The sequence below is a fragment of the Victivallaceae bacterium genome, assembly GCA_036659455.1.
In the GTDB taxonomy this organism is placed as follows: Bacteria; Chlamydiota; Chlamydiia; order Chlamydiales; family Chlamydiaceae; genus JAVXCN01.
This window is the reverse complement of record JAVXCN010000001.1, coordinates 419,652-444,099: the sequence shown is the minus strand read 5'-3', so window position 1 is coordinate 444,099 and position 24,448 is coordinate 419,652. Positions and strand designations below refer to the sequence as shown.

Here is a 24,448-nt window from a genome sequence, read left to right as displayed (position 1 = left end):
TTACGATTCCTTTATGCCCGAGAGGTAATCCGTCTCGGGTTAGGTAAGATTTGTTATTTTTAAGACGGTGCTCTATAACTTAATCGGTTCGATTATCGAATCGGTAATCGTTAAAGAATTCTTAAAGATAAAGAAGTTATTTTTGAATCGTTTTCTTTATATAAAAGTATTCAAAGGTTTGATGCGAATCCATTATTTGGTTATAACCTCAATATTATGAGTGGATTATATTTTTTTATTTTCATTTTGGGATTAGCATTATTTAAAATCGAAGCTAATGTAGGTAGGATCGAAGATTATTTATTGATCGGAGACTTTTCTGCTGCGGCACGGGAGGCCGCGTGCTTTGAAAAAGAAAAAGAGGTGTCTACAGGAGATATATCGGTTATTTTAAGGGCTTACGCCTTAGCGGGTCATGAGGAGGAATGGTTTGCTTTGTTTGATAAAATTTCTTCCGGATCGAATGATGATTTGCCTTTTTTCAGAACTTGCTTGGAAGATTTTTGTTGGGGGATTTTAAGACGGGGTTTTTCCGATTCGTCAAATACGGTTCGAACCATTAGCGTATTGGCTTCCGGGATGGCGGGTGATGTGCGAGCCGGTCGTTTTCTTAAACAAATGTTGGAAGACGATTCGGATTTAGTGAGATATCTTAGCGTAAATACCGTAGCTCATTACCCGAATACCGATTTGAAGAGAAAACTGCTTCAAGTGATTCGTTCGGACCCTGCTTCATTTGTAAGAATCGGAGCTTATGCTGTCACGGCGCAGTTAAATCTCTCGGAAGCCGTTCCCGATCTCATTCGGGTTTTGAATGATAAAACCGTTATAGAAAATGAGAAGAGAGCGGCTTTGAAGGCTCTTGCCGTTTTGGAAGGCGATCTGGGATTGACGTCCGTTCATCATTTGCTTTCTTTGAGAGATTCCGGTTTGCTGTCCTGTGGGATCATCAATTTAAAACGCCCCGACGATTCCGAAGATCGTTTATTGAATTTATTAGCTTGCGAAACGGAAGACGTAAAAATCGAAGTTTTACGAACGGCTATGTTGATGGGAAAAACTTTTTTGTTGAATTCTCCCAAACTGCTTGAAGAAGTTCGTACAATTGCCGTCGGCTCTCATTGTCCCCGGTCCATTATTTCGTCAGCGGCTCTTTTAACTCTTGCCGATGATCGGGAAGGATATGCATTGCTTGAAAAATATCTTGTTTCCGATAATCCGATTCACTCCGGGATGGCGGCGGGATTTATTCCTTGTCTGGGTAAAAAAGGACTTGGTTTAGCTTCTCTTCATTTATCCCGAATTAAGGATCTCAGGACTAAAGTTGATTTGGCTCTCTCTTTATTATTATTTCGAACAGAAGTGGAATCTGCGGGAAATGTCATTAAAGAATTTTTGTCTTTGCACAAACATAATTTAAGAACGTTCGGATCCGAAAACATTTTTTTTCCCGATGATGAAGGCATGTCTCGTCCGGGTGATTACAATAATTTCTTAGGGTTTAAGTTTATCAATTTATTAATGGTGTGTCGTTATTCGAACACACACGAAGTTTTTGCCGAATTTTTATCGGTAAGAAATCCCGGAGGGTTCGGTTTATTTTCCAGAATCTTTTGGGAAGACGAAGAATCTTTGGATTTCAAGGATTTTTTGGAAAAGATATGTGATCATCCTTCATATGCGGTTCGTTTGGAGGGTGTATTGTCTTCATTATCATTGAAGGATAATGAAGCCGTTTTTAAAAAGTCTATAGAGCTCTATCGAAAAGGAGGTTGGCAAGAAAAAATAGCTGTTCTTGAAGCTTTAGCCGTTTACGGCGGTAAACGGTCCGTACCGTTTCTTTTGAGTTGTTGTAAAGAATCCATGCCTTCCGTAAAAACCGCGGCGGCCGGTGCTCTTTTTATGGTTTTAAAGAAATAAAAACCCCGCTTTATGACGGGGTTTTTTGATGTACTAATTTTATTCGGTTTGCGTTGGAGCTTTTTTAAAAGTTTCGAGAATGTTGATGATAGCGTCGATAGCTTCGTTTTTTCCTGCTTCACCATTCTTGAAATAAGTATCCTTAAAGAAAGACATTAATTCTTCCAACAACGATATAATGAATTCAAGAGCTTTAAGTGAACATGATTTTGCAAATAGTTCATGTAATTTATCTAACATAACTTACTCCTTGTTTTTAGTATAATTTATTTTTTAAATAACTTATTAAATTTTTAATTACAGTATTTTTTTGTTTAAAAAATTAATTTCAGTTTTTTAGATTGATTGAAATATTGAGAACAGTCTAAAATAAGAGGCGGATTGATTTTTATTTCGTCAGTAAAGATTTATATGTTTCAAAAATTACTTTTAACTACCGTTTCTGACGAATGTTCGATTTTTCCAATTCATTATTTTCGTAATTTTAGCCTGGATCATTTGCATCGACCCTGATCTTTTTTCGGTGTTTTTATAAATTGATTATTTTTAAAGGTTATTGTTATGAATATTTTCTTGTTTTTGTCTTGTTTTATTGCGTTACAGATCGGCTGCTGTTTAGTGAGTCGGGCTCGTGCTTGTAAAAATTCTTCCGCCGGATCAAATTTCGGAGAGGATTATTTTTTATCCGGAAGAAATTTAAAGTTTTTCCCCTTGACCATGACTTTCGTCGCAACTCAACTCGGAGGAGGGCTTCTCCTGGGAGCGGCCGATGCGGCTTTTCAATACGGGAGTTCAGCCTTACTGTATCCTCTCGGAATTTCCGTCGGATTTATTATTCTCGGATGCAGTCCCGGTAAAAAACTGGCATCCTCGGGTATGTCGACGATACCGCAGATTTTTAAGGAAGTGTATGGGTCGCCGTTTCTCAAACGTATTGCTTCTTTGTTATCTATTTCGTCTTTATTCATGATTCTGACAGCCCAGATTGTGGCTTCGGACAAATTTTTTTCTGGACTGGGTTTATCGGGAAAATGGTTTCTATTCTTATTTTGGATTGTAGTTTTAGGTTATACTACTTTAGGAGGATTTCGAGCCGTTGTCAGAACGGACATATTACAAGCAATATTTTTGATTGCAGCCGTTATTTTTTGTATAGGGGCCGTTATCGTTAAAAATGATTTCGGAGTGGCGAATGTCCCTGTTCTTTCTTCTTCAGGAATTCCTTACGGAAAATTATGGGGTTGGTTATTTATGCCGCTTATTTTTATGTTTATCGAGCAAGATATGGGTCAGCGTTGTTTTGCTGCCGTTTCTCCTGAGGTTTTGAAAAAATCGGCTATTACGGCCGGAATAATCACTATGAGTTTCAGTTGCTTTCCGATACTCATCGGACTCGTTGCTTCTCAAACTTCTATATTTGTGTCTCCGGGACAGAGTGTTTTAATGATTGCCGTCGGAGCTTTGACCAATCCTGCAGTCGCCGGAGTTATGGCTTGCGCCGTTGCCGTGGCTATTATGTCTACGGCTGATTCGTTGTTAAGTTCCGTTTGTTCTTTGATTAATGAGGAGTTTATTCGTGAAACATCTTCTTCCAAGAAAATATGGTTGATTATTACTCCATTTATTGCCGTTGCCGCAGTATTAACTGCTTATTGTTTCGATGATATCGTAGAGGTTTTGATTTTGAGTTATGGCTTATCAGTGACGGCTTTAGGTGTTCCGATTTTAGCCGCTCTATTTTTTCCTAAGAAATATTCATCCGCTTCCGCGTTCGGAGGTGTTATTGTCGGAGGAATTACTTTTATTGCTCTTAAATTGTTTCCGTGTACTTATCTTCCTTCAGAGGTAACGGCCTTACTGTTCTCTTTATTCGGTTTTATCGTTTTTGGTTTTTTTTCAGGAAAACGTATGCTATCGGACGCGCGTTAATTGGTAAAATTGGAAAAGATTACCCGATTTAAGTCGGGTAATCTCCTCGTATCTACGAGTCTTGATGTTAGTTTACGGTTTCAGTAGGCGTATCGTTATTGTCTTTCATGTGAATCAATAGTTCAATAACTGCATCAATAGCAGCGTTATAAGCACTTTCGTCTCGAACGTATTCTCTGAAATAAGACAATAATTCTCCCAAAGTTTTAATAATAATATTTAATATTTTTAAGCCGTATTCGGGACAAAAAAGTCTTAATAAATGATTTAACATATTTTTCTCCTTAAAAATTACGTACTTTTCCGGTACGTTCATCTTAGAATTGAAATAAGTAAAAGGCTTTTATTTAACAATAATAAATTATTGTTTAGCAGTAGTTTAATTTTTAATTAATGAGATAGTTAATTTATTTCAGAAATAACTAAATCTAAAACATCGGGGGTAATGGCTTGAAAGCCGTCGCATAATGCAGCTTCCGGTTTATCGTGCACTTCAATTAAAAGACCGTGAACTCCTAGAGCAAGAGCTGCTTTTGCCAAAGGGAGCACAAGTGAAGAAGAACCGGCGGCATGTGAAGGGTCAATGATAACCGGAAGATGCGTAATTTCAAGAACTCTGGCTAATCCGCAGAAATCAAGAGAAAATCGGGTAGAGGGTTCAAAAGTGCGAATGCCCCTTTCACACAGAATGATTTCTTCATTGCCGTGATACATTAAATATTCGGCGGCCGAAAGCCATTCTTCAATGGTAGCTCCGAAGCTTCGTTTTAAAATAATGGGTTTCTTAATTTTCCCGAGTTCTTGTAATAGAACGGAATTGTGCATATTTCTGGCTCCGACCCGAATGATGTCGACGCAATCCGCCACGGTCTCAATCTGCTTAGCGTCGGTGATTTCGGTCTCTATGAGAAGGTTAAATTGTTTTTTGACTTCTTTATGCCAAGATAGAGCCTCAAATCCATGACCTTGAAAAGAATAGGGAGAAGTTCGATTTTTAAAAACGGATCCTCGAAAAATAGAAATTCCGGATCTTTTGAGACGACGACCTAAAGAAAGGGTATGTTCAAGAGATTCCAGAGTACAAGGTCCCGCTATGACGGTTTTAAAACCGTGCCCGATTTTAACGTCTCCGATTTGAATAATCGTAGGATTTCGCTGTTCTCCTACGACAAGAGGAAGGTTGCGAGATAACCGTTCCGGATAAAAGTTACGTACGGATTTTTCGAGAATGAGCATGAGATCGGTTAAAGACTATGCGATGTAATGCGGAATGTAGCATATCGTCTTCTTATCGGTCATTGTTAATCTAGCATAAATTCACTGTTTGGTACATAAAATGCCGAATCATAAAAAATCGGATGAAAACGGCACTTATTTTTCCTTCGGCACTAACGCGCAATAATGATTATTCATACGCAGGAGATGTATAGAGGCTGCGTCTTCGCTCTCAAAGCCCTCAGTCATTATGAATCCTTGAGACGCATGGGCGAGTCTTAATTGTTCCAAAGAGAGTCCATGGCTTTGTATTAGTAATAAATCGCAGATGGCTATCTCTTTTAAACGGGCGGATAAGCACATGACATGTTCGGCTTCGGCTTGATTGATCGATTCGCGATAGATCTTCTGAAGTGAGGAGAAGGGAATATTTTGTAAAAATCTAGCGCATACTTGATCAAAGAACAGTGAGTTCTTCAAGCATTGATTGAATAACAATCGACTGGTGTGATAGCTGTCGCGTATTCTTGTTTCCGTAATCCTGATTACTTGTTCACTGACTCCGGGAAGGATTTCTGTGGCAAGACGTGCTTGTAAGCGTGTCGGATAATCGGTAGCAAATATTAGAAGTTCCTGCGGAAGCATGCCCAGTATGAGGGCGGGATTTGTTTGCTCCGAGATCAAGAATAAGTGAATCAAATATGATGACGTGACTTCAGCAAAGAACTTCGGCGGTAGGAAAACCTGTAGTCTTGTGATGAAAGAACCGTATGCCCCCGGACAGATTTTTTCAAGAGTTGCCAGTGCGGCTTGTACGGCTTCATTTGTTTTTGCCTGATCGCCTTCAACGATATTGAGTTTTCCGTATCTGTTGATTAGGGATGTCGCCACAACTTGTTTTCCGATTAACTCAGGTTGACATTCCAAGATACGAACAAGTCTTGTTAGGAAACCGAGTTTTGATTTTTGATGTGGATGGTCTCCATGTTCGGGTAAGTCGGAAATGAAAGCAGACGTGAATCCAATGTTTAAATCCTTTCGTAAATCGGTAAAGTTAAGTTGAGATAGGGTGGTATCCATTTCATTATTCCATCGACACCAGAACTGATCTAAAGCAGAGTTTTCTACAAAGCCTTTGACCAACCCGGGGCGTGATGTTAAGAAAACGCCAAGTAAATGCCGTCTTATCACCTGTCTATGCTTAAGCTGCTCTATACAAGGACTCAAAAGGAAGTCTTGGAATGCACGCCGTTCTTCAGGATACATACTAAGTTGTTGCAATGCCTCTTGATATTCTTGCTCAATATTTTCTAAAGTTGCCCGTTGAGATATTTGCAAAAGACAATCTTCCAGAATTTTTCGAATCCAGGGGTTAGTGAGAATGATTTCAGGTCGTTGAATCCAACTTCTAAAAAGCAGCGTTCCTCTCATACTCGCTTGAGCAAATTCAAGAAGTTTCGTGTATGCGCCAGGCCATCCAACGGCCTGATAGTTATTGAAAGAGTCTGCCATAGGTTGTCTCAAGGCAGCTTCGACACACCTAGTAAATGCTTTGATGTTATCGCTGACGAGTTTCCTTTGTAACAATGTGACGTGGCTGCCGTGCATTTCGAGAAATCCGTACAGTTTTATGAAAGTTCGTGTTGATGGATGATCGTCGGAATAATCTGTCCACAATTTTGCAAGTAGCGGATTATCATTGATTAGCGTTATAAGTTGCGTGGCTGCCGGCTCAAAATCCTCTTCCGGAGTGAAATCAAGTTGAAGCATTTTTTCAAATTCGGTAAACGATACCCTCAGTGTTGGGTCGGAATAAGTTTGAGTAAGTAACCATCTAAAGATCGTTAGCGCCGACGGTAAATCTGTAGGTATGAATTCTTCAATGTTTTGTAAGAAAATATCCTGATTTTCGGGTTCTAAACAAGCGGTTTGAATGGCGCGTCTAAGGTTTGTAGCATCCTCTGTTAGACTGCCTATTAATACGGTTGCCATCGATAGGTCACGACCGGAATCTTCCATAGTTGCCTCGGCAAGAAACAGAGAGAATTCGGCAAAAAATGCTACCGCGATGTTATTCATTAGTTTTGAGTTCGAGATTAACTCTTCAAACACAGCTCTTGGGGTAACCGGACGACTGCTGATTATTTGTGGTATATTCGCCACTAGATGGTACATTTGGTGACATAAATCAGGACATTTAACTACAAAATCTTGACTTAGAGTAGACAGTTCCAAGGCAGCATTCGCGAAGCATTCAGGATCGTTACTATATTTATTTGCGAGTGAGAGCAACCAAGCGGTAGCTACCGAACGAAAAAAGCAGAATCCGTCTCCGGCAATCGGCAAGATATAATAGTTTTTGTCTAGGTGTTGTATCTGAGATTTGACAATCGCTTTTCGTTCTATTTCTCCGGGTGAATCCGTCTGTACAGGAATTAACGAGCCACATTCATGACTAAAGTATGTTGTTGCATTTCTTGGATAACCGACCTTAGATTGTAAGTCAAGGATGTCTCTCACTTCCGTCGGTAACAAAACAAACCCCCGCCTTAATGTTTCCAGAGAACCGAGAGCTATGGCTCCCGGTTGTCCCTGAACCTCAGGTTGTCCATGTACTACCTGAGGAACTACGGGTTCCGGTTGCTCTTGATCTTCCGGTTGTCCGTGTACTACCTGAGGAACTATGGGTTCCGGTTGCTCTTGATCCTCCGGTTGTCCGTGTACTACCTGAGGAACTATGGGTTCCGGTTGCTCTTGATCTTCCGGTTGTCCGTGTACTACCTGGGGAACTATGGGTTCCGGTTGCTCTTGATCTTCCGGTTGTCCGTGTACTACCTGAGGAACTATGGGTTCCGGTTGCTCTTGATCCTCCGGTTGTCCGTGTACTACCTGAGGAACTATGGGTTCCGGTTGCTCTTGATCTTCCGGTTGTCCGTGTACTACCTGGGGAACTATGGGTTCCGGTTGCTCTTGATCTTCCGGTTGTCCGTGTACTACCTGAGGAGCTAAGTCAGGGGGTTGAACTTCTTGAGCTCCTGCCCCTGGGGCGTTTTGTCCGTTACGTGCGCTTCTGATAGCATCATCAACTGTTTGCCGAGAGGGTTGATCCGCTCGGGACAAGGTATTGATCCCGTCTCCGGGACGACACAATTCATGTTTCCAGCCATAATGAATGAGTAACGGGATACCTAAGGTTGAAATGTGAAAAAGAGTATATCCTATAGCTAGGAGAACTTTCTTTAAAGTCGATGCTTCGGGATTAAAGGTAAAGTGAAATAGGTCGTGTAGACATCCGCAATCGGGTTTTTCTTGATTCGGATTTATTGGTTGCATAACTTACCCTTTAGTAATATGTCTGCCTTACTCTAATATTCTTTATTGTAACACTCTTTCTTTAAATTATATAGAATAATTTCTTCGAATTTGATTGGATGATTATTGTTTATTTAAATTTTTATTTAATTTTCGAGAAAAACATATGTTTGTTGTTTAATAAATAATACTTATGCAATTTTTATGCATTCTATCTTTTTAGTCGTTTGACGGTTATCTGCGTGTTTCAATTTCTTAGTTTTATGCTAATTTTATGAATAATTATTCATTTTATGGTTGTGTATTTGTGAGGTATCCATTAGATTGTTCATATCTTTATAAAGGAGTTATTTTTATGGGAAAAAGAATTTTGTTCGTTTGTTTTTTTGTGATGTCTTTCATGACATTGTCATGTTTTCTATCATGTGTGTCTTCAAAACAAGGGATAGGACAATCCGTATTGACCGTAGGGACCAACGCTACCTATCCTCCGTATGAGTATGTGAATGAAAAAGGTCTCGTTGAAGGCTTCGATATCGATTTAGCCGAAGCCATAGGTAAAAAATTGAATAAACAGGTGGTTATTAAAGAGTTTGGTTTCGATTGTTTGATATTGAATGTCAAGAAGGGAAAAATCGATATGGCGATTGCGGGTATGTCTATTACTCCGGAGCGACAAAAAGAAGTAGCCATGATACCTTATCAAGGTGATACCATGAAAGAATTAGCCGTTATTTTTTGGAAAAATGTTCCGAATGACAATCCTTCGTCATTATCTCAATACCCTTCGATAGCTGTTCAGGTTTCCACTTTTCAGGAACGGTTCGTGACCGAAGCCGTAGCCGGATCTAAAAATACGAATGTTAAATCTTTTGATTCCACAGTGGAATTGGTCATGGAAATTAAATACGGTAAGTCTGCAGTGGCCGTTATGGAGCCGACCGTTGCTCGTTTAATGCAAGAGAAATTTCCCGATCTGAAAATCGTGACCATACCGATTCCTGAGGATCAATGGACGTTGGGTAACGGAATTGTCGTTGCTAAAAATAATGTCGCTTTAATTAAAGCAATTGAAAAAGCTCTCGAAGAATTGAATTTGGAAGGAGTTATAGCAAACTTAGAAAAGAAATGGGGGTTATCGGTTGCGGTTTAAATATGTTTAATATCATTTTTTAAATTAAAATTATAATTATCCTAATTATAATTCGGAGACATCGGTCATGTTCGGAATGGGTGCCGGTTCTTTCAATCCTTCGGATGATGTTCCCGATACGAAAGATTTCGTCACTAGCGGCGGATCTTTCGTTTTTTCGATACCGGATCCTATCTTATTGAATGTAATATCTCAAAAAGCCACGACTGTTAAGTGTCGGTTAAATGAAAATTCGGAGTTCACTTCAAGTATAACCTTTGGTGTGGTTGAGGTTAACGAATCTTTTGAGTCGGAATTGAGTCGAGTCGCGGATGATATAAAAGAAGAACTCACTCTTTGCAACGGACAAATGGATGCATTGAATGATTTCGTAAGTGCTTTACGGAAGCAAATATCGGTCGTTGCACGATCGATCATTCAGGAAGGAGAATCTCTTTCGGAAGTTTTGACTACCGATTCACCCCCGGATTCCATTCCCGAAGAAAATGTCGCTTCAGGTGAAGCAACGGAGCGACTTAACGAAGCGAACGAAGATTTTTATTTTCTTATTGAATGCTTTAGAAAGAAGCTAAGCAAGTTCTTCGGGAATTGTCGTTCGCTTTGGGTGGCCGTTAGTAAGTTGTTCAGCTCTTTGAATACCTTGGTTAAATCGGAGATTTTTTCCGAGAAATTTCGAGAAGGTATAGCTGTGAGATTTGCTTTTTTAAGTGATCGTTCTTTCTTGAGACTTATGACTCAATTCGGTTTTAAACTTGAGATTTTTGATGCCTACTCGCCTAAGAAATCGTTTTTTCCATTTTTAGTGCCTGAAAAAAATTTCGATTCTAAAGAGAAAGATATCGAATGTATCTTAGATAGCGGGGTTGAATTATGTCGTCGTATTATGAGTTCCGGTTTGCCGGATATCGTTAAAGCACGGTTGCTTCGTGATTTAAAGGAAGAATTAAATGATTTTGTTAAGAGAAGCGCTCCTCTTACTTCGGCTTTCGAAAAATCTTTCGTTATCGTTGTAGGTAGTTTAACCGGAGTTCTTCAGGCTTTTCAAGGTCATTTTCACGGTATCGGAGATAACTAATCGTCATCGGAAAATTTTTCGGGCACTCCGATTTATGATTTTGAGGTTCCCGTTTCAACAATATCTTTTTCAAGACTATGCGGAGGAAAATGGATTTTCCTCCTTTTTTTTAATATCTAATTATTTGTTTTTTTAATTTTTTATTTTAAAATCTAATTATAAATTAATTTATTTTTATTAAATTAATTAGTTTTGTTTGATTTTTTATAAATTCGGTGTTTTATGACCTCTCCCATAGAGGGTAATCCAAACTTAAATTCGTTGGGTTTCGATGATACTCAATTCACGGCACCTACAGGTTCTTTAGATGGCCAACACACGATTAGTAGTACCGGAACCGATCATTTACAAGAAATATCATCAGAGGTTTCTTCTGTTGCCGAACCGGCTATAGGACAATTAGGGACGAATGAAGAGATTATGGCTGCTTTTTCGGAAACATCCGAACTCTTTAGGTCTAATTTACAAGAATTATTGTCTAAGCTGGGGGAGGCTGCCTCTCGTGTTGAAACTATGACTCAAGATTCCTTAAGCGAGATGGATTCTTTGGTAGAAAAAACTTTATCTACGGCAGGCGAAGCTACGAGAGGCACTGAGGCTTCAAGAGAGAAGTCACAGGATTTGTTTTTGGCCATAAGGTCCTCATTAAGTAGTTTTAGGCAGCTATGCACTAAATGGATTAATCGTATGTTTTTGAGTTCTGCTCAAGGATCTTCTCAAAGAGGAAGTGCTTCCGAAAGTTATCGTCCGGAAGTATCTGCTCCTAGTGATTTCTTAATAACATCGGGTGAGCCTAAAGTGCAATGGTCGAAAGAGTTTCGTGAAGCAGCCGCATATTATGGGTTGGAAGGTCGTGAAGGAGACGATGGTAGGGTATCATTGGTTGATGGATCCGCTCAAGGTACGGAATCGATTTACGAGGTTCCGGATCCCATCGATGAAGAAGAAAATATTTATGAAGAAATTTCGGATTTGACTCCGTCCGTTGATGGATCCGCTCAAGGTACGGAATCGATTTACGAGGTTCCGGATCCCATCGATGAAGAAGAAAATGTTTATGAAGAAATTCCGGATTTGACTTTGTCAACGGAACATTCTTATTCCGCCGCGAGAGGGGCCGATCTCTTAAATAACGAAAGTGATATGGCAAGCCATGAATCGATGAGCGGTTCCCTGCATTTGTGGGATATAGGACAATTTCAAGAAGCGCGTAACCATCTTACCGGGATTGTTGAAAGAGGCGATACGATCACACGTATTCTAAACGATATAGAAAATTCTCCTGGAGGCGTAAGTAACGCTACTTTAACGGCTCTGGATACGATATTGCAAGGTCTTAATGCTTTAAGAGCTTCATTGGAAATGAGATTAGACGAGGAATTGCCTTTCGTAAGTGATGCTTAAAGAATTTCATTGCAGTGACCGACAATGAGAAACATAAGTGATGCTACTAAGATTATGGTGAGTCTTTTAGAGGGAAACGGTAGTTCTGGGGCCAAGATGAAGAGGGGATTGAACAAGATCAATCGGCTTCTTTTCATTACGCAAACCGGAGATGAAGGGACCGAAGAACGGAAAAGACCCTATCTTTCACGGAAGGTAGTTGGTTTCGACGGAATTTCGGCTAAAGAATTGGACGATATCAGCAAGACGGTCATCAAAAAAATCGTCGAGCAATCGAAACGATAAAAAATTATTAACATAGTGGAGAGTGTTATATGGCCACACCTATAGGTCCCAGCGGAGTACCTGCTTCAAATCCTGAGAAGAGTATACAACAGCCTAAAAAAGGTATTTTGAAAAATCCCGGAGGCAAATCTCATGAAGTGACTACCGGAGGTGGTTCGATGGGAGAAAAGGTTGTCAGTTTTGCGGATCAAAGATTTCACCCGGAAAGAACTACCCCTCCTTTAGAAAAAAAGGCTCTTATGCCTCCTACTGGGGGAAGATCTTCTCCAGGTCGTCTGCAACCTTCGAGACCTGCTCCGCTTCCTCCTACTGGGGGAAGATCTTCTCCAGGTCGTCTGCAACCTTCGAGACCTGCTCCGCTTCCTCCTGCTAGAGGAACGTCTTCTCAAGGTGCGAGCGGTTCTGAAACCGTCAAAACTTCCGATACGAAACAGCATTCGACGTATTGGGAAGAGCGAGCTAAAAACACGAAAGGTGGCTTAGGTAAGTGTAAAGTCTTGGCTGCTAAAATTTTCAAGAAAGACCAAGGGACTCCGGAATATCTTAAGTATCAGACTGCTACCGGGAAAGCTAGGACGGTGCTTAAGGATGCCTTTAGCGATTTCAAAAGCAGTATTTCAAATGGGTTACAAGTTCTTAAGAAAAATATTTCAAATGCCGCCGATAAACTGAAAACAGATAAAAAATATCCGGTTACGGTGAACCGAGACCTGCAGGAACTGAATCAAGGTATCGATGGACTCCTACAAAATGTAGAAACCGGTCGGCCGGATCCTAGAAGTAAAGCGGAGCAAGAGAAGTTGGAGGCTTTGCTAATCAATTTAAATGCTGCTTGGGCGCTTAAGACAGGAAGGATGCCGGAATGACGGAAACAGTAGTTAATTTAATCTATTAAAATTTTTAAGGTTGGTTGATATATGAGTAGTTCTATAGGAGGAGCGGGGGGAAATGCTCCCATACAGGGACCGGGTGGTGGCGACGATAAAAAACGGTCTCCGGTAGGCAAATTACAAACTTCAGGAAAGACTTTTAAAGTCGAGAAGGAGGCAGATAATAAAGCTGCCGATGAGGCCGCTCGGAAGACTTCCGAGGCTTCCGGTGGCGTGGAAAAACAGTATATGCCGGGCTACGAACCTCCTACACCAAAAAGTACTTATCGTGAAGAGCTCACGAAAGGTTTTTTACCTCAAGAAAAGGGTACGGTTACACGGCTTCGAGAAAAATTTGAGGGTCAAAAAATGAGTGGTGGGATGAAAGATTCTGCTGCAGCTGTAACGGAAGGTGAAAAAGCAACGGCAAAAGATAGCGGGGTAAGGTCAAAGCTTAATGAGTTAGGTAGCAAAGTTAAGGAAAAGGCTGCTGCGGCCGGTGAGAAAATGAGTCAAGCCGGACAGACGGTTAAAGGTTTACTCTCGGATGCCGGTGAGAAAATGAGTCAAGCCGGACAGACGGTTAAAGGTTTACTCTCGGATGCCGGTGAGAAAATGAAGGCTCTAGGTAAGAAGTCAGGAGCCGGTTCGGATGAACCTTCGACCTCCGGGACTGAAGGTTCGGATGAAGAGGTTGTGTATACCACGCTGGATTTTTCAAAGGATCCTCAATTGGCCCCCTCACCTCGAAAAACTCAACCTAAAGAATCCGTCATTTATTCCGAAGTTACAAGCACATCGACCTCTCACGACGTGGAGGAAGTTGGTGTCTCGATCGATAATCTGTTGCAGGATTTCGAAGAGGTCACGTTAGATCCTGAGCAGCTAGTAAATCCTACAAAATTTAAGCAATTTTCTCAAAAGCTTGAACAAATTGTTAGTAAATTGAAGGGGGGTCTCGGTCAATTAGGGGATAAGCTTAAGGCAAGATCCGGTCGTACCGAAAATTCTTCTTTGAATGAAGGCGTTTCAGAGAAGTTAAGAGCGGCGTTGGACAATTTAAAAGGATCACTGCAACAGTTGAAAGCAAGTATTGGCCGGGCGTTCGATGCTATTAAAGCTCGTTGCTTAAAAATCCGGAGTTCCGATTCGAAAGACGTTCAGCCCTCTTCCGAAGAAGTTCCTCTGGACGTTCTGTCCTCTTCCGAAGAAGTTTCTCTGACACCCGGTGAAAATTCTCAATTTACTCCCGTACTTATGGAGAGAAGTTTAAACCAATTGATGGCTCAGCTTGACGATATAACCATGAGCTTGGAGGCTCTGGATCCGAGTGATGTAACACCGGAAAGCGGTGAGTTAATTTACCATACCGTTTTAAACTATCAGCGGCTTGTAGGAACCCTAACGCCAAAATTGGAGGCGATTATGGCGGCCTATAGAATTCTCACGGAATAATAAGAAAAGGGAATAGCTTTTTACGGTCAAGACATTTATCGGCCATCCGAGTATATTGATCAAAAAGGGTCGAAGAAATCGTTTTTCGACTCTTTTTTACTTGTTTTGACACGTTGGGTAATTAGGCTTTTTACGGCTCTTATTTCCTATTCATAAAAAGATTTGAAAATTGGAGATTCTTTTCAACAAAACGATTCCTTGAATTGAAATTAAAAGTTTTCCGATTAATTATTTAAATTCGAGTTTTCATTTTATCAAGTGATAAATTTAAAAATAAAACGCTCCGACCACGATTGAACTTTTTGTCGGAAGAGCTTTTATGTCCCTCCGATATGTATCGAAATATAGGTATAAAAATAATTTATTATTTTTGGTTTTGTTTTTAAAAGAATTTGATTTTAAAAATTTCCGATTAACAATAAAATTGTCCATTTTATTGTTAAATTTTTTATTATGTTTTCCGTTTATCCTCATTCCTTAGAACAAAGACCGCGTGCCTTCGATCCGGGCCCGTTTTTTTGTGAGGAATGTCGTCGAATCGTTCCCGTAAAAACCGCTCGGTTCAAGGTCCCCAAATCCTCCAATGATGACGTCAGGGTAGAAATTTCGGTCCTGCAATGCTCCTTACATGATAAAGAACATGTGCGAAAAGATTATTTAACGTCTTTATTTCGTGTTGTTCCGAAAAACGGGCCCGGTTCGACTTTTGAAATTTGTTCGGAATTGGAAAGAGAATATCGCCGCGTAAAGGCATGGGACATAGCTTGCTGTATTTTTGCTTTGCTCGGATCCGTTTTACTGATATTAGGTGTGGGTGTTGTCGTGACTTTGACTTTCGTTCCCACGGTGCCTTCATGGTTACCGGGCGTGATAATGATATGTGCTGGAGTTTTATGTCTTTTATTTTCAATAATCTGCATATATAAGTCCGGAGTAGGTTCCGGGAATTGGTCAAAACGAATGAAGGATCTTTTAGAGGCGTCGGACACCGTTTCTTTGGGTGAAGAATTCGGTTGGAATAAGTATCAATTGTTTTTGGATAATTTCTGTATATTAAAACAATAATATTAAATTTATAGTATAATAATAATTATACATTAATATTAATTACGTATTGTTTTTATGATTACTTTACAACGTTCATTCGATTGTAGCCTTGTTTCTTTAAAAGATAGTGTGAGCACATATAGCAAAGGCAAGTCATGTCTGGAAAGCATAAGCAAGGTTTCGATTGCTTGTATTGTCTTGGGCATTGTAAGTTTTGTTGCCGGGTTGGCATTGCTCGCTTCACCTGTCGGAGCCGGTGTCGTCATCGGATTGGCGGTAACGGGTGCCGTGATTGCCATAGCGGCCGGCATCTCCTTACTGTTTACGAAAGTACTGCTTAAATGCTACGATACGGTTCTTTTTGCTCCGGTGAACAGTCTTCGATGTCTTATTGGAAACGAATATAAGCAAATAGTTCGAGATATGGTATCGTGGGATGATCTTAGTGAAGCATTCCTGGTCGCGGCATCAAGCAAAGTTCATGTTTCTCTTCAGATTGCCGATACATTGAGTTCCGATTTTTTCTTTGTTTATACTCCGGAAGTTCTTGCGGATCGGGGCTCCGTCTTAATGCAAATGTTACTTAGGGTCCCTAACGATTATTATGCCGTGAAAAATGCTTGTCGTGAAAGTCCTTCGGGCGGACCTGAAAAAGCACCGGCTTATGAAGCCGAATTCTATCATACCGGAACCGTGCAGTGTGACTTAAGAACGGATTATAATACTTTGTGTGCCAAAATAGCGGATGTTTTTGCAGACGTTCCGGGAGCGTCTTCTCTAATTGAATGCTTCCGTATGGATTTAATCCAGACCGAGTAGTCGAGTTTTGCGATACGTTTCGTAGATGCCTCTCTTTTTTCGGAAAAAAACTAAACGAGTTTCGTCGTTGAAGAGGTAAAAATTTTCCGGTATTCTCTGCTTCTCGATATTCGAGCACGCTAAGGGAAACAAATGAAGGGTTCGTTTATTTTTTCGGGAACGGGAAATGCCGAAGGAATTCCCGTTCCTTTTTGTTCTTGTCCGGTTTGTTCGGTTCCTAGTGGGAAAGAAAGACTGAGATCTTCCGGAATTTTAACTGTCAATGATAAAGTGTTTTTGATGGACATAGGTCCGGATATCAGACGGCAATTGCTGACCTATCGTATTGATCATATCGATACCGCTTTTTTGACTCACGTGCATTATGATCATGTCGGCGGACTAGATGATTTACGGGCTTATAATCTTGTCAAACTTCTTCCGGTCAAACTTATTTTATCGAATTTTTCCTATCAAAAGTTAATGCTTACGAAACCCTACTTGTTTCTTAAAAACGAGGGAGATAGTTTTTCCGCAATGTTCGATCTCAATATATTGGATGATGTTTTGATAGGGGACGGAAATGCGGAAGGGGTGCCGTTTCGTTACGTGACCTATCGTCAAGGACCTTTTCAAGTTAACGGTTTCCGTTTCGGTGATTTTGCTTATATAGTTGATATGCAACAGTATAATCCAATAATAAAAGAGGCCTTAAAAGGTATTAGAACGCTTGTTTTAACGGTATCCGCAAAAGAAAGGGATCCGTTATCGATGCATCCGTCTTTTGAAGAGGCTTGTGAATTTGCCGAAGATATCAATATCGAAAGACTTGTATTGACGCACATCGGACATCATACGAATATTGAGGAACGGATACGGAGTTCCGGTAATTCCGATGTTACAGTCGCCTATGACGGTATGGTTGTTGAAATTGAATTTTGAATAAGAGGTGCGAGATGAGTAATGACTCTTTCGACAATGATCCTTTTTTACTGGAATTGCTCGGAAAAAGAATTTCGGGAGCTCGGGCTCTTGCCGTCGGATTTTATGTCAATAAGGAAGATAAGTCTCGTACGGAGGAATATCTCGATGAATTAACGGAATTAGCTTCTTCATGCGGAATTCAGGTTCTTTTCCGAAACGTTTTTTCCTTAAAAAAAATAGATTCTTCTACTTATCTCTCAAAAGGACATCTTGAAAATCTAGGCAATTTCATTAAGGAAGAAAACGTATCGGTTGTTTTGATTGATGAAGAAATTACCGCTTCACAGCAAAGAAACCTCGAAAAATATCTGGGACTTACCGTTATTGACAGAACGGAATTGATTCTTGAAATTTTTTCTTCAGGAGCAGCTACGTCTGAAGCTCGTCTGCAAATAGAATTAGCTAAAGCACGTTATATATTTCCTCGTTTGAAAAGGATGTGGGGGCATTTGTCTCGCCAAAGTTCGAGTGGGGGAGTAGGTTTGAAAGGGGAAGGAGAAAAACAGATAGAGCTCGATAGGCGAATGCTCAGAGATCGGGTCTTCAAACTGAAGATGCGGCTGAAAGAATCCATAAAAAATAGGGTAACGGGACAGTCGCTTAGAAGGAAAAACAATATGCCTTCTTTTGCAATTGTCGGATATACGAATTCGGGAAAATCCACTTTATTGAATTTATTGACTCAAGCCGGCGTTTACGCCGAAAATAAACTTTTTGCAACTTTGGATACCAAAACGAAACGAGTCGTGTTGCCCAATAAGACTCAAATTTTGCTTACGGATACGGTCGGTTTTATTCGAAAATTACCGCATACGCTAATCGCTGCTTTTCGTAGTACCCTGGAAACTGCTTTTCGAGATGATGTCCTCATACATACGGTTGACGTTTCCAATCCGATGGCGGAAGAGCATGTAGCAACGACTTATGCCCTCATAAAAGAGCTTGGAATAGTTTCGCCCAATATTATCACCGTTTTGAATAAGATTGATATCTGCGATGATAGAAGAATTTTGAATAAATTAAGAATTTCATGTCCCAATCCCATTTTATTTTCTGCCTTGACAGGAGAAGGACTGTCGGATTTATTAGCGGCCATGGAAAAAGAGAGTGCTCGTTTGAGTGAAAGAATGTTGTTACGTTTTCGATTTGAAGATTACGGATTTTTCTCTGAATTATTGGAAAAGGGGTTGGTGATTTCCCATTCATATGATGAGGATAATTGGTTGTCGGTAGAAGCCTTAATTCCTGAGGAAATCAAAAAGAAATTCCTTCCCTATAAAAAACGGTGTTCATAAATTATCTGACATTGTCATAATTCTCATCTCCATTTCTTTTGAAACGAAACGGAGTTCGCTAGTTATAAGTTTCTTGAATCATAGTTATGAACGAAATCTTCAAAATACGTCCGGATACTTTTAAACCGTTTTTCTTAGGGTATAGGGTTAATCGGTCAGAAGTACGGTTTTATCATAGTCAATGGCAGGCGATAGGACTGGTTGAAGTTAAAGAAAGCGTTGATTCGGAATATATCCCCGAATTCATAAAGGTTCGTTTTAAGGAAGAAGCTATTGGAGGGTATGTCCTTGCGGGTGTTAACGAGAATGGATCGGACAAGTTATTCGATAAGGTAATATCCCCATGCTCCGTTTAAAACAGCATTTCAAACCTTTTTCCTTATTACCCGGTGAATTATATCAAATTCCGGGCTCGCGTCTTTTTGCCCAAGTCTTTCCTTCGCTTATTCGTATTTTCAATGAAAAAAATCATTTATTATCCGAAGTTCCCATTGATACGGACGGTTCCTTAAAATGTTTTTCGGTTATGCAGGATTTGCATAGAGGAGGTCTTACGCTTTTTTCAGGTTCCAATCGTTATGCCGTTTCAGGGATCGGAAAGGTTTTGAAAAGTCGCTCTCAGCCCGTAACAAAGCTTGATTCTCGTTTTTTATCGTTCGGTATTCACAAAAAACAAGATTGGCAAATGATATATAGAAGACGGGATGTAAAAGAGATTTTACCTCTTTGGTTTCGTATGGGACTTATCACCCCAGGTTCCGATGCTGATGAGTCGGATCGAGTGGGGATTCCGGATTTTTTGGAAGAGTGTTTTGATTACCGACGAACGGATGATTATTGCTCTGACAGGATGTTATTTATGATCGAACAATTATTCTCGTTCGGTTTCGGTAATTGTCTTGTCCCTCAAAGATACGATCGGTTTCATCGAGGAATTTTCAAAGAATTTCAAGACATTACGGAAATGCCTTTGACTATCCTTTGTAGAGGAGCATCATTGATAGAATCTCTTATTTATTCCCGTAAGGATAATCGGATTGAATTTCTTAAAAAATTACCTGGAAAATTCGTATGCGGAAAATTGTTCGGAGTCGTTCATGAAGGTTTTTTGAGTTTCGATTTGGAATGGACTAAAAAACGAATCGGAATGATCCGTCTTAAGGGGTTGTCGGATACCGAGGCTTTTTTTTCTTTTCCTCTCGATATTAAGCAATTTAGGCTAAGAAAGGAAAAAACTCGAGATAAAGGTCGTATTTTGAAAGCAGGAGAACCTATAGCGATTAATTCCGGAATCACATATTTATTGGATTGTTTCGAGAAATAACCTTTCCGAAGGCGGATGGAAAAACTGGCTTTAAAAGAAGATATCAACCTTTTATTGAATGGTTGTCATTTAAATCCTCATAAATTCTTGGGGTTACATTCTTATGATGAAGAATACGGCCTCATAGTCTTATATCGTCCTGGGGCTTCCGAGGTTTTTATTGAAGTTTCGGGACGAATTGAAAAAGCCGTTTCCGTTCATTCATCCGGAATTTTCGTCGTTAAAATTCCTTCTTCCGTGCTTCCCGAAGACTACAAAATTTATCATCAAAACGGTTTATTGGCTCATGATCCGTATGCTTGTCGTTCTCTTTGGGGTGAGATGGACTCTTTTTTATTTTCCAAAGGCGTTCACTATCGAATTTATGAAAAACTCGGTGCCAGAATTTCAGTGTCCCCGGAAGGTTTTCAAGGGGTGAATTTTTCGGTTTGGGCTCCTAATGCACGTCGGGTTTCCGTAATCGGGGACTTTAATCGATGGGACGGCAGACTTCATCCGATGAGAAATTTAGGTGAATGTGGGGTCTGGGATCTTTTTATTCCGGGATTGGATGTCAGAGAGAAGTATAAATGGGAAATCATAACCGAAAACGGAACATTGATCGTTAAATCCGATCCTTACGCTTTATCCTTCGAACATCCTCCGCACACGGCTTCCGTTATCGATGAATGCGAGACTTTTCTTTGGGAGGATTATGAATGGAAAAAACGTTTATCCGAAACACGTTCCCATGCCGAACCTATGAATATTTATGAAGTTCATCTCGGTTCCTGGAAAAAACAAGACGGTCTTTTTGTGAATTATCGTGATTTAGCTCATCGGTTGTCCGAATACTGTCTTAAAATGAGTTATACGCATATCGAATTGCTTCCCGTAACGGAGCATCCGCTCACGGAATCTTGGGGATATCAGACCGTAGGGTTTTATGCTCCCACTAGTCGATACGGAAGTTGTCAAGACTTTCAATATTTTGTGAATCACATGCATAAACATAACATCGGAGTTATACTGGATTGGGTTCCCGGCCATTTTCCTCGAGATGATTTTGCTTTATCTTATTTTGACGGTACCGCTCTTTACGAACATAAACACCCTTTTCAGGCCATGCATCCTCATTGGGGAACGCATATTTTTAATTACGATAGACATGAGGTTTCCAATTTTTTGTTGGGGAGTGCGCTTTTTTGGATTGATAAGATGCATATTGACGGATTGAGGGTTGATGCCGTGTCGTCGATGTTGTATCTCGACTACGGACGAAATCCCGGTGAATGGATACCGAATAAATATGGCGGTAAGGAAAATTTGGGGGCCATAGAATTTTTAAAACATCTTAATTCCTTGATTCATAAAAATTATCCGGGAACTTTGGTAATAGCGGAAGAATCGACGGCTTTTCCGGGGGTAACGACTCCTGTTGAATACGGAGGCTTAGGTTTTGATTATAAATGGAATATGGGCTGGATGCATGATACCCTCAGATATTTTTCGACAGACCCGATATTTAGAATTCATAGACATGAAGATTTGACTTTCGGATTGCTTTACGTATTCAATGAGAGCTTTGTATTACCCCTGTCTCATGATGAAGTCGTTCACGGTAAAAAGAGTTTAATAGAAAAAATGCCGGGATACCCGGATCAAAAATTCGCTAACTTGCGTTTACTCCTGTCTTATCACATGTGTCAGGTAGGTAAAAAATTATTTTTCATGGGAGGGGAATTCGCTCAATTCGGAGAATGGTCGGTTAGCAACGAACTCGATTGGTTTTTACTGGATTCTCGAAAACATGCGGATTTCTTTCATTTTGTGGCCTCTTTGAATCGTTTTTATATTTCTCATCCTCCTCTTTGGAGACAAGACCTCGATCCGGAGGGATTTCAATGGGTTGATTTCAGCGATTCATCCAACAATGTCATCAGTTACTTAAGACGGTGCGATATGGATTATGAATTACTTTGTGTTCATAATTTTAGTTCCCTTTTTCTAACCGACTATCGTATCAATCTTTTTGAAACTTGTTGCGGAGAAGAGATTTTTAATTCCGATGCCGTCGAATTCGGTGCCGGAGGAAAAGATTCCTTAGGTAGGAAATATGTCAATCGGGGTGAAGGATTTATTATTAATATTCCACCTCTTTCTACTGTTGTCATTAAAATAACAAATTAATTTTTAAAATATTTAATATACTATTTATTTAATAGGTATTTTATTAATTAATTTTGTTTTTATGAGTATTTCCGGAATCAATGATGGTTTTTCTCATGTTTTTGAGCCTTCGGAAGTTAGTGATATTAATCAAGATTACATTACTGACGGTATTTACGAAGTCGGCGTCGTTTCCATAGAAGAAATGAATAGGTCGGTTACGGAAACAATTGAAAAAAAATTGTTTAAACGATCATTGGTTATAACCTTATTCGCCGGAATATCCGTTTTAGCCGTTGCCGTTGCCGTTTCGATCCTAGCTACTACTTTTCTTATCGGAGCTCCTCAAACCATAGTTTTGGGAATTGCTTTGGCCGGTATCACAACCGGCGGAGTTACGGTGATTCGTAGCATAGTGGATTTAACTCGTTTGTTAATAAAAAAAGACGGTGAAGAAGATAACGAGAAATACAAATTCGCGAGAGCGGCAGGAATCGGCCTGGGAATCTTCTTTTTCGGATTCATTTTGAAACTGGTTGCTTCGAGCATGGATATCCCGCATAACGAGGACGGTTCGATGGATCTGAATTCTCCTGCGCAACCGTTGCTGGCGAATACGGGAAATTTTGCCGGAAAGATGGGGATGTCGGCTCTATTTTCGGCGTTGAGCGGATTGCTGTTCGGAAGCCTATCGTCTAAAGGCACGGAGGAGTCTTCGGATGTCCAAGACCAAAATGCCGAACGTAAACGAATCATAGTAGCAGCCGCCATCGTTCTTACTGTGGGTGTCGGATTGACTGCTATAGGGATCGTCCTATTAATATTCGGTACGACGGCTTTAGGAGGAATTCCTCAAATGATTGCTTTGGCTTTTGCGCCTCCTTTAATAGCTACCGGAATTACTCTGATTTTGAAAATGCTTATAGGTGCTCCTCTTCAGGAAATTAAGGACTATTTAAAGAATCGAAAAAATCGAAATGAAAATGCTGTCGATATCGAGGTTATTACCGATAATCCGATCTTGGATAAAGAAGGGACGATAATAACGGAGTCTCAAACTATGCAAACTCATGAGACTGTCAAAACGACGGATAATCGAAATGATGACACCTCCGTTTTCAATTCGAATCAAAAGATTATCATGGTTCTGACCGGTATCATTGCTTTAATCGGTATTGCGTTATTGATTTTATCTTCTACAGCAGGCTTAGCTGGATTCCAAGTAATTCTTTTAACTACGGTCGGAGGTTCCGCTTTAGCCTTCTCTTTACCCGTGGTTTTATCGGGATTAATTCAAGCGGCCGTAAAATTGAAGATGAGAGCTATAGAATCTCGCATAAACAGAAAAAGAATGGTCATGGTATTAGATGGTAAAATAATTAAACCCTCAAAATTAATGACATTAAACGACAACGCTTTAAAAAGATTAAAATATGTGAATTTAGATAACTGGGCAATTGAGAATAGAAAGAGAGCAAAGACGGAAGGATATAAGATGGGTGTGATTTTCGGAATTATCAGTGCTCTGTTGGGGATTACTCTTATTCTTCTGCCTTTGATTCCTGTTGTCACTCCTTTTGTTGCCGGAATCGTTGCTTTGGCAACGCCTTTTATGCTTATCGGGATATTTTTAATTCTCGGTAATCTCATAGATTACTGGAAAGAAAGAATGAAGAAAATTCATGATAAGCGTTTGCGGGCCGAAAGAAAATTGAATGATTTATTACTTCAGGCTGAGTCGAATTTCGATGATTTGGCCTTAGATTTAGATAAAATGGATTACTTAAGTGAAGCGGCTTAAACATGAATATTTTTGCTTCCCATATTTCAAAGAGACCCGATATCGGTTACGGAGAATACAATATTGAACCTGTCGACGCAGTAGTTAAAAACAGTCCATCGTGGCAAAAAGCGGTTTTAATCGTTTCTTTAGCTTTGGTCATTACCGGAGTCGTCTGTTTGATTTTGGCCGCGACGATTATGGCGCCGCCGGTGGCGATCAAAGCTCTTTTTATTATAGGATCGCAGTGTTTGGAAACCGGGCTCGGTGCTTTGTTGATCTTTGGAATCGTCAAGCTCGTTTCCGGAATACAACGTCGTAAACAAAACGATAGGGAAAATATGCGTCCTTCTCAGGAACATCGAATTGAAACTTCGGAAGAATTAATGAACGAATCTTGGCGAAGAAGTGTGATGGCGGAAGTTTCCTCGGAAAACGAATTTCCCGAGGATTAA

At 40.1% G+C, this 24,448-nt stretch carries 21 protein-coding genes; 17 read left to right on the top strand and 4 right to left on the bottom strand.

Annotated features, from left to right (window positions below; translation table 11 throughout):
• Window positions 1-216: 216 nt before the first annotated feature.
• On the top strand, window positions 217-1,920 hold the full coding sequence (locus tag RSA43_01995) for a HEAT repeat domain-containing protein (GenBank protein ID MEG2496060.1): 1,704 nt from the start codon (window positions 217-219) through the stop codon (window positions 1,918-1,920).
• A 39-nt stretch (window positions 1,921-1,959) separates the two neighbouring features.
• On the opposite strand, the gene RSA43_01990 is transcribed toward RSA43_01995, so the two are convergent.
• Window positions 1,960-2,160 carry a hypothetical protein gene (locus RSA43_01990; protein ID MEG2496059.1) on the bottom strand — a complete coding sequence of 67 codons (201 nt, stop codon included), beginning with the start codon at window positions 2,158-2,160 and terminating at the stop codon, window positions 1,960-1,962.
• A gap of 321 nt (window positions 2,161-2,481) precedes the next feature.
• Between RSA43_01990 and RSA43_01985 the strand changes: the two genes are divergently transcribed.
• The gene (locus RSA43_01985) at window positions 2,482-3,849 is read left to right on the top strand and encodes a sodium:solute symporter family protein (protein ID MEG2496058.1); all 1,368 of its coding nucleotides are present in this window, start codon (window positions 2,482-2,484) and stop codon (window positions 3,847-3,849) included.
• Between the two features lie 67 nt (window positions 3,850-3,916).
• Here RSA43_01985 and RSA43_01980 read toward each other — a convergent pair whose 3' ends face one another.
• From RSA43_01980 to RSA43_01970, 3 genes are all read right to left on the bottom strand, one after another.
• A complete protein-coding gene (locus RSA43_01980) occupies window positions 3,917-4,123 on the bottom strand; it encodes a hypothetical protein (GenBank protein ID MEG2496057.1) in 207 nt (68 codons plus the stop codon).
• A gap of 128 nt (window positions 4,124-4,251) precedes the next feature.
• On the bottom strand, window positions 4,252-5,085 hold the full coding sequence (gene aroF, locus RSA43_01975) for a 3-deoxy-7-phosphoheptulonate synthase (GenBank protein MEG2496056.1): 834 nt from the start codon (window positions 5,083-5,085) through the stop codon (window positions 4,252-4,254).
• Window positions 5,086-5,220: 135 nt separating this feature from the next.
• Entirely contained in the window at window positions 5,221-8,397 is a 3,177-nt protein-coding gene (locus tag RSA43_01970) for a hypothetical protein (GenBank protein ID MEG2496055.1), read from the bottom strand.
• A 334-nt stretch (window positions 8,398-8,731) separates the two neighbouring features.
• On the opposite strand from RSA43_01970, the gene RSA43_01965 reads away from it, so the two are divergent.
• From RSA43_01965 to RSA43_01895, 15 genes are all read left to right on the top strand, one after another.
• Window positions 8,732-9,529, top strand: a complete 798-nt coding sequence (locus RSA43_01965) for a transporter substrate-binding domain-containing protein (protein MEG2496054.1) — start codon at window positions 8,732-8,734, stop codon at window positions 9,527-9,529.
• Window positions 9,530-9,596: 67 nt separating this feature from the next.
• Entirely contained in the window at window positions 9,597-10,604 is a 1,008-nt protein-coding gene (locus RSA43_01960) for a hypothetical protein (protein MEG2496053.1), read from the top strand.
• A gap of 222 nt (window positions 10,605-10,826) precedes the next feature.
• The gene (locus RSA43_01955) at window positions 10,827-12,008 is read left to right on the top strand and encodes a hypothetical protein (protein ID MEG2496052.1); all 1,182 of its coding nucleotides are present in this window, start codon (window positions 10,827-10,829) and stop codon (window positions 12,006-12,008) included.
• Between the two features lie 24 nt (window positions 12,009-12,032).
• Window positions 12,033-12,293, top strand: coding sequence for a hypothetical protein (locus RSA43_01950; protein ID MEG2496051.1), 261 nt, complete (start codon window positions 12,033-12,035; stop codon window positions 12,291-12,293).
• Between the two features lie 29 nt (window positions 12,294-12,322).
• Complete coding sequence (locus RSA43_01945) at window positions 12,323-13,159, top strand: hypothetical protein (protein MEG2496050.1); 837 nt, start codon at window positions 12,323-12,325, stop codon at window positions 13,157-13,159.
• Window positions 13,160-13,210: 51 nt separating this feature from the next.
• The gene (locus RSA43_01940; protein MEG2496049.1) at window positions 13,211-14,617 is read left to right on the top strand and encodes a hypothetical protein; all 1,407 of its coding nucleotides are present in this window, start codon (window positions 13,211-13,213) and stop codon (window positions 14,615-14,617) included.
• 453 nt (window positions 14,618-15,070) lie between these two features.
• Window positions 15,071-15,682, top strand: coding sequence for a hypothetical protein (locus RSA43_01935; GenBank protein MEG2496048.1), 612 nt, complete (start codon window positions 15,071-15,073; stop codon window positions 15,680-15,682).
• Window positions 15,683-15,793: 111 nt separating this feature from the next.
• Window positions 15,794-16,483 (top strand): hypothetical protein, encoded by a 690-nt coding sequence (locus RSA43_01930; protein ID MEG2496047.1) that lies wholly within the window; start codon window positions 15,794-15,796, stop codon window positions 16,481-16,483.
• A gap of 132 nt (window positions 16,484-16,615) precedes the next feature.
• The gene (locus tag RSA43_01925; GenBank protein MEG2496046.1) at window positions 16,616-17,404 is read left to right on the top strand and encodes an MBL fold metallo-hydrolase; all 789 of its coding nucleotides are present in this window, start codon (window positions 16,616-16,618) and stop codon (window positions 17,402-17,404) included.
• A 14-nt stretch (window positions 17,405-17,418) separates the two neighbouring features.
• Window positions 17,419-18,741: a GTPase HflX gene (gene hflX / locus RSA43_01920; protein MEG2496045.1), complete on the top strand. Its 1,323-nt coding sequence runs from the start codon at window positions 17,419-17,421 to the stop codon at window positions 18,739-18,741.
• Between the two features lie 86 nt (window positions 18,742-18,827).
• Window positions 18,828-19,097 carry a hypothetical protein gene (locus RSA43_01915; GenBank protein ID MEG2496044.1) on the top strand — a complete coding sequence of 90 codons (270 nt, stop codon included), beginning with the start codon at window positions 18,828-18,830 and terminating at the stop codon, window positions 19,095-19,097.
• A complete protein-coding gene (locus RSA43_01910) occupies window positions 19,085-20,065 on the top strand; it encodes a hypothetical protein (GenBank protein MEG2496043.1) in 981 nt (326 codons plus the stop codon). Before RSA43_01915 ends, RSA43_01910 begins: the two co-directional genes overlap by 13 nt.
• Before the next feature lie 15 nt (window positions 20,066-20,080).
• Window positions 20,081-22,234 (top strand): 1,4-alpha-glucan branching protein GlgB, encoded by a 2,154-nt coding sequence (gene glgB, locus RSA43_01905; protein ID MEG2496042.1) that lies wholly within the window; start codon window positions 20,081-20,083, stop codon window positions 22,232-22,234.
• A gap of 61 nt (window positions 22,235-22,295) precedes the next feature.
• Entirely contained in the window at window positions 22,296-24,014 is a 1,719-nt protein-coding gene (locus tag RSA43_01900) for a hypothetical protein (GenBank protein MEG2496041.1), read from the top strand.
• A gap of 2 nt (window positions 24,015-24,016) precedes the next feature.
• Entirely contained in the window at window positions 24,017-24,448 is a 432-nt protein-coding gene (locus tag RSA43_01895) for a hypothetical protein (protein ID MEG2496040.1), read from the top strand.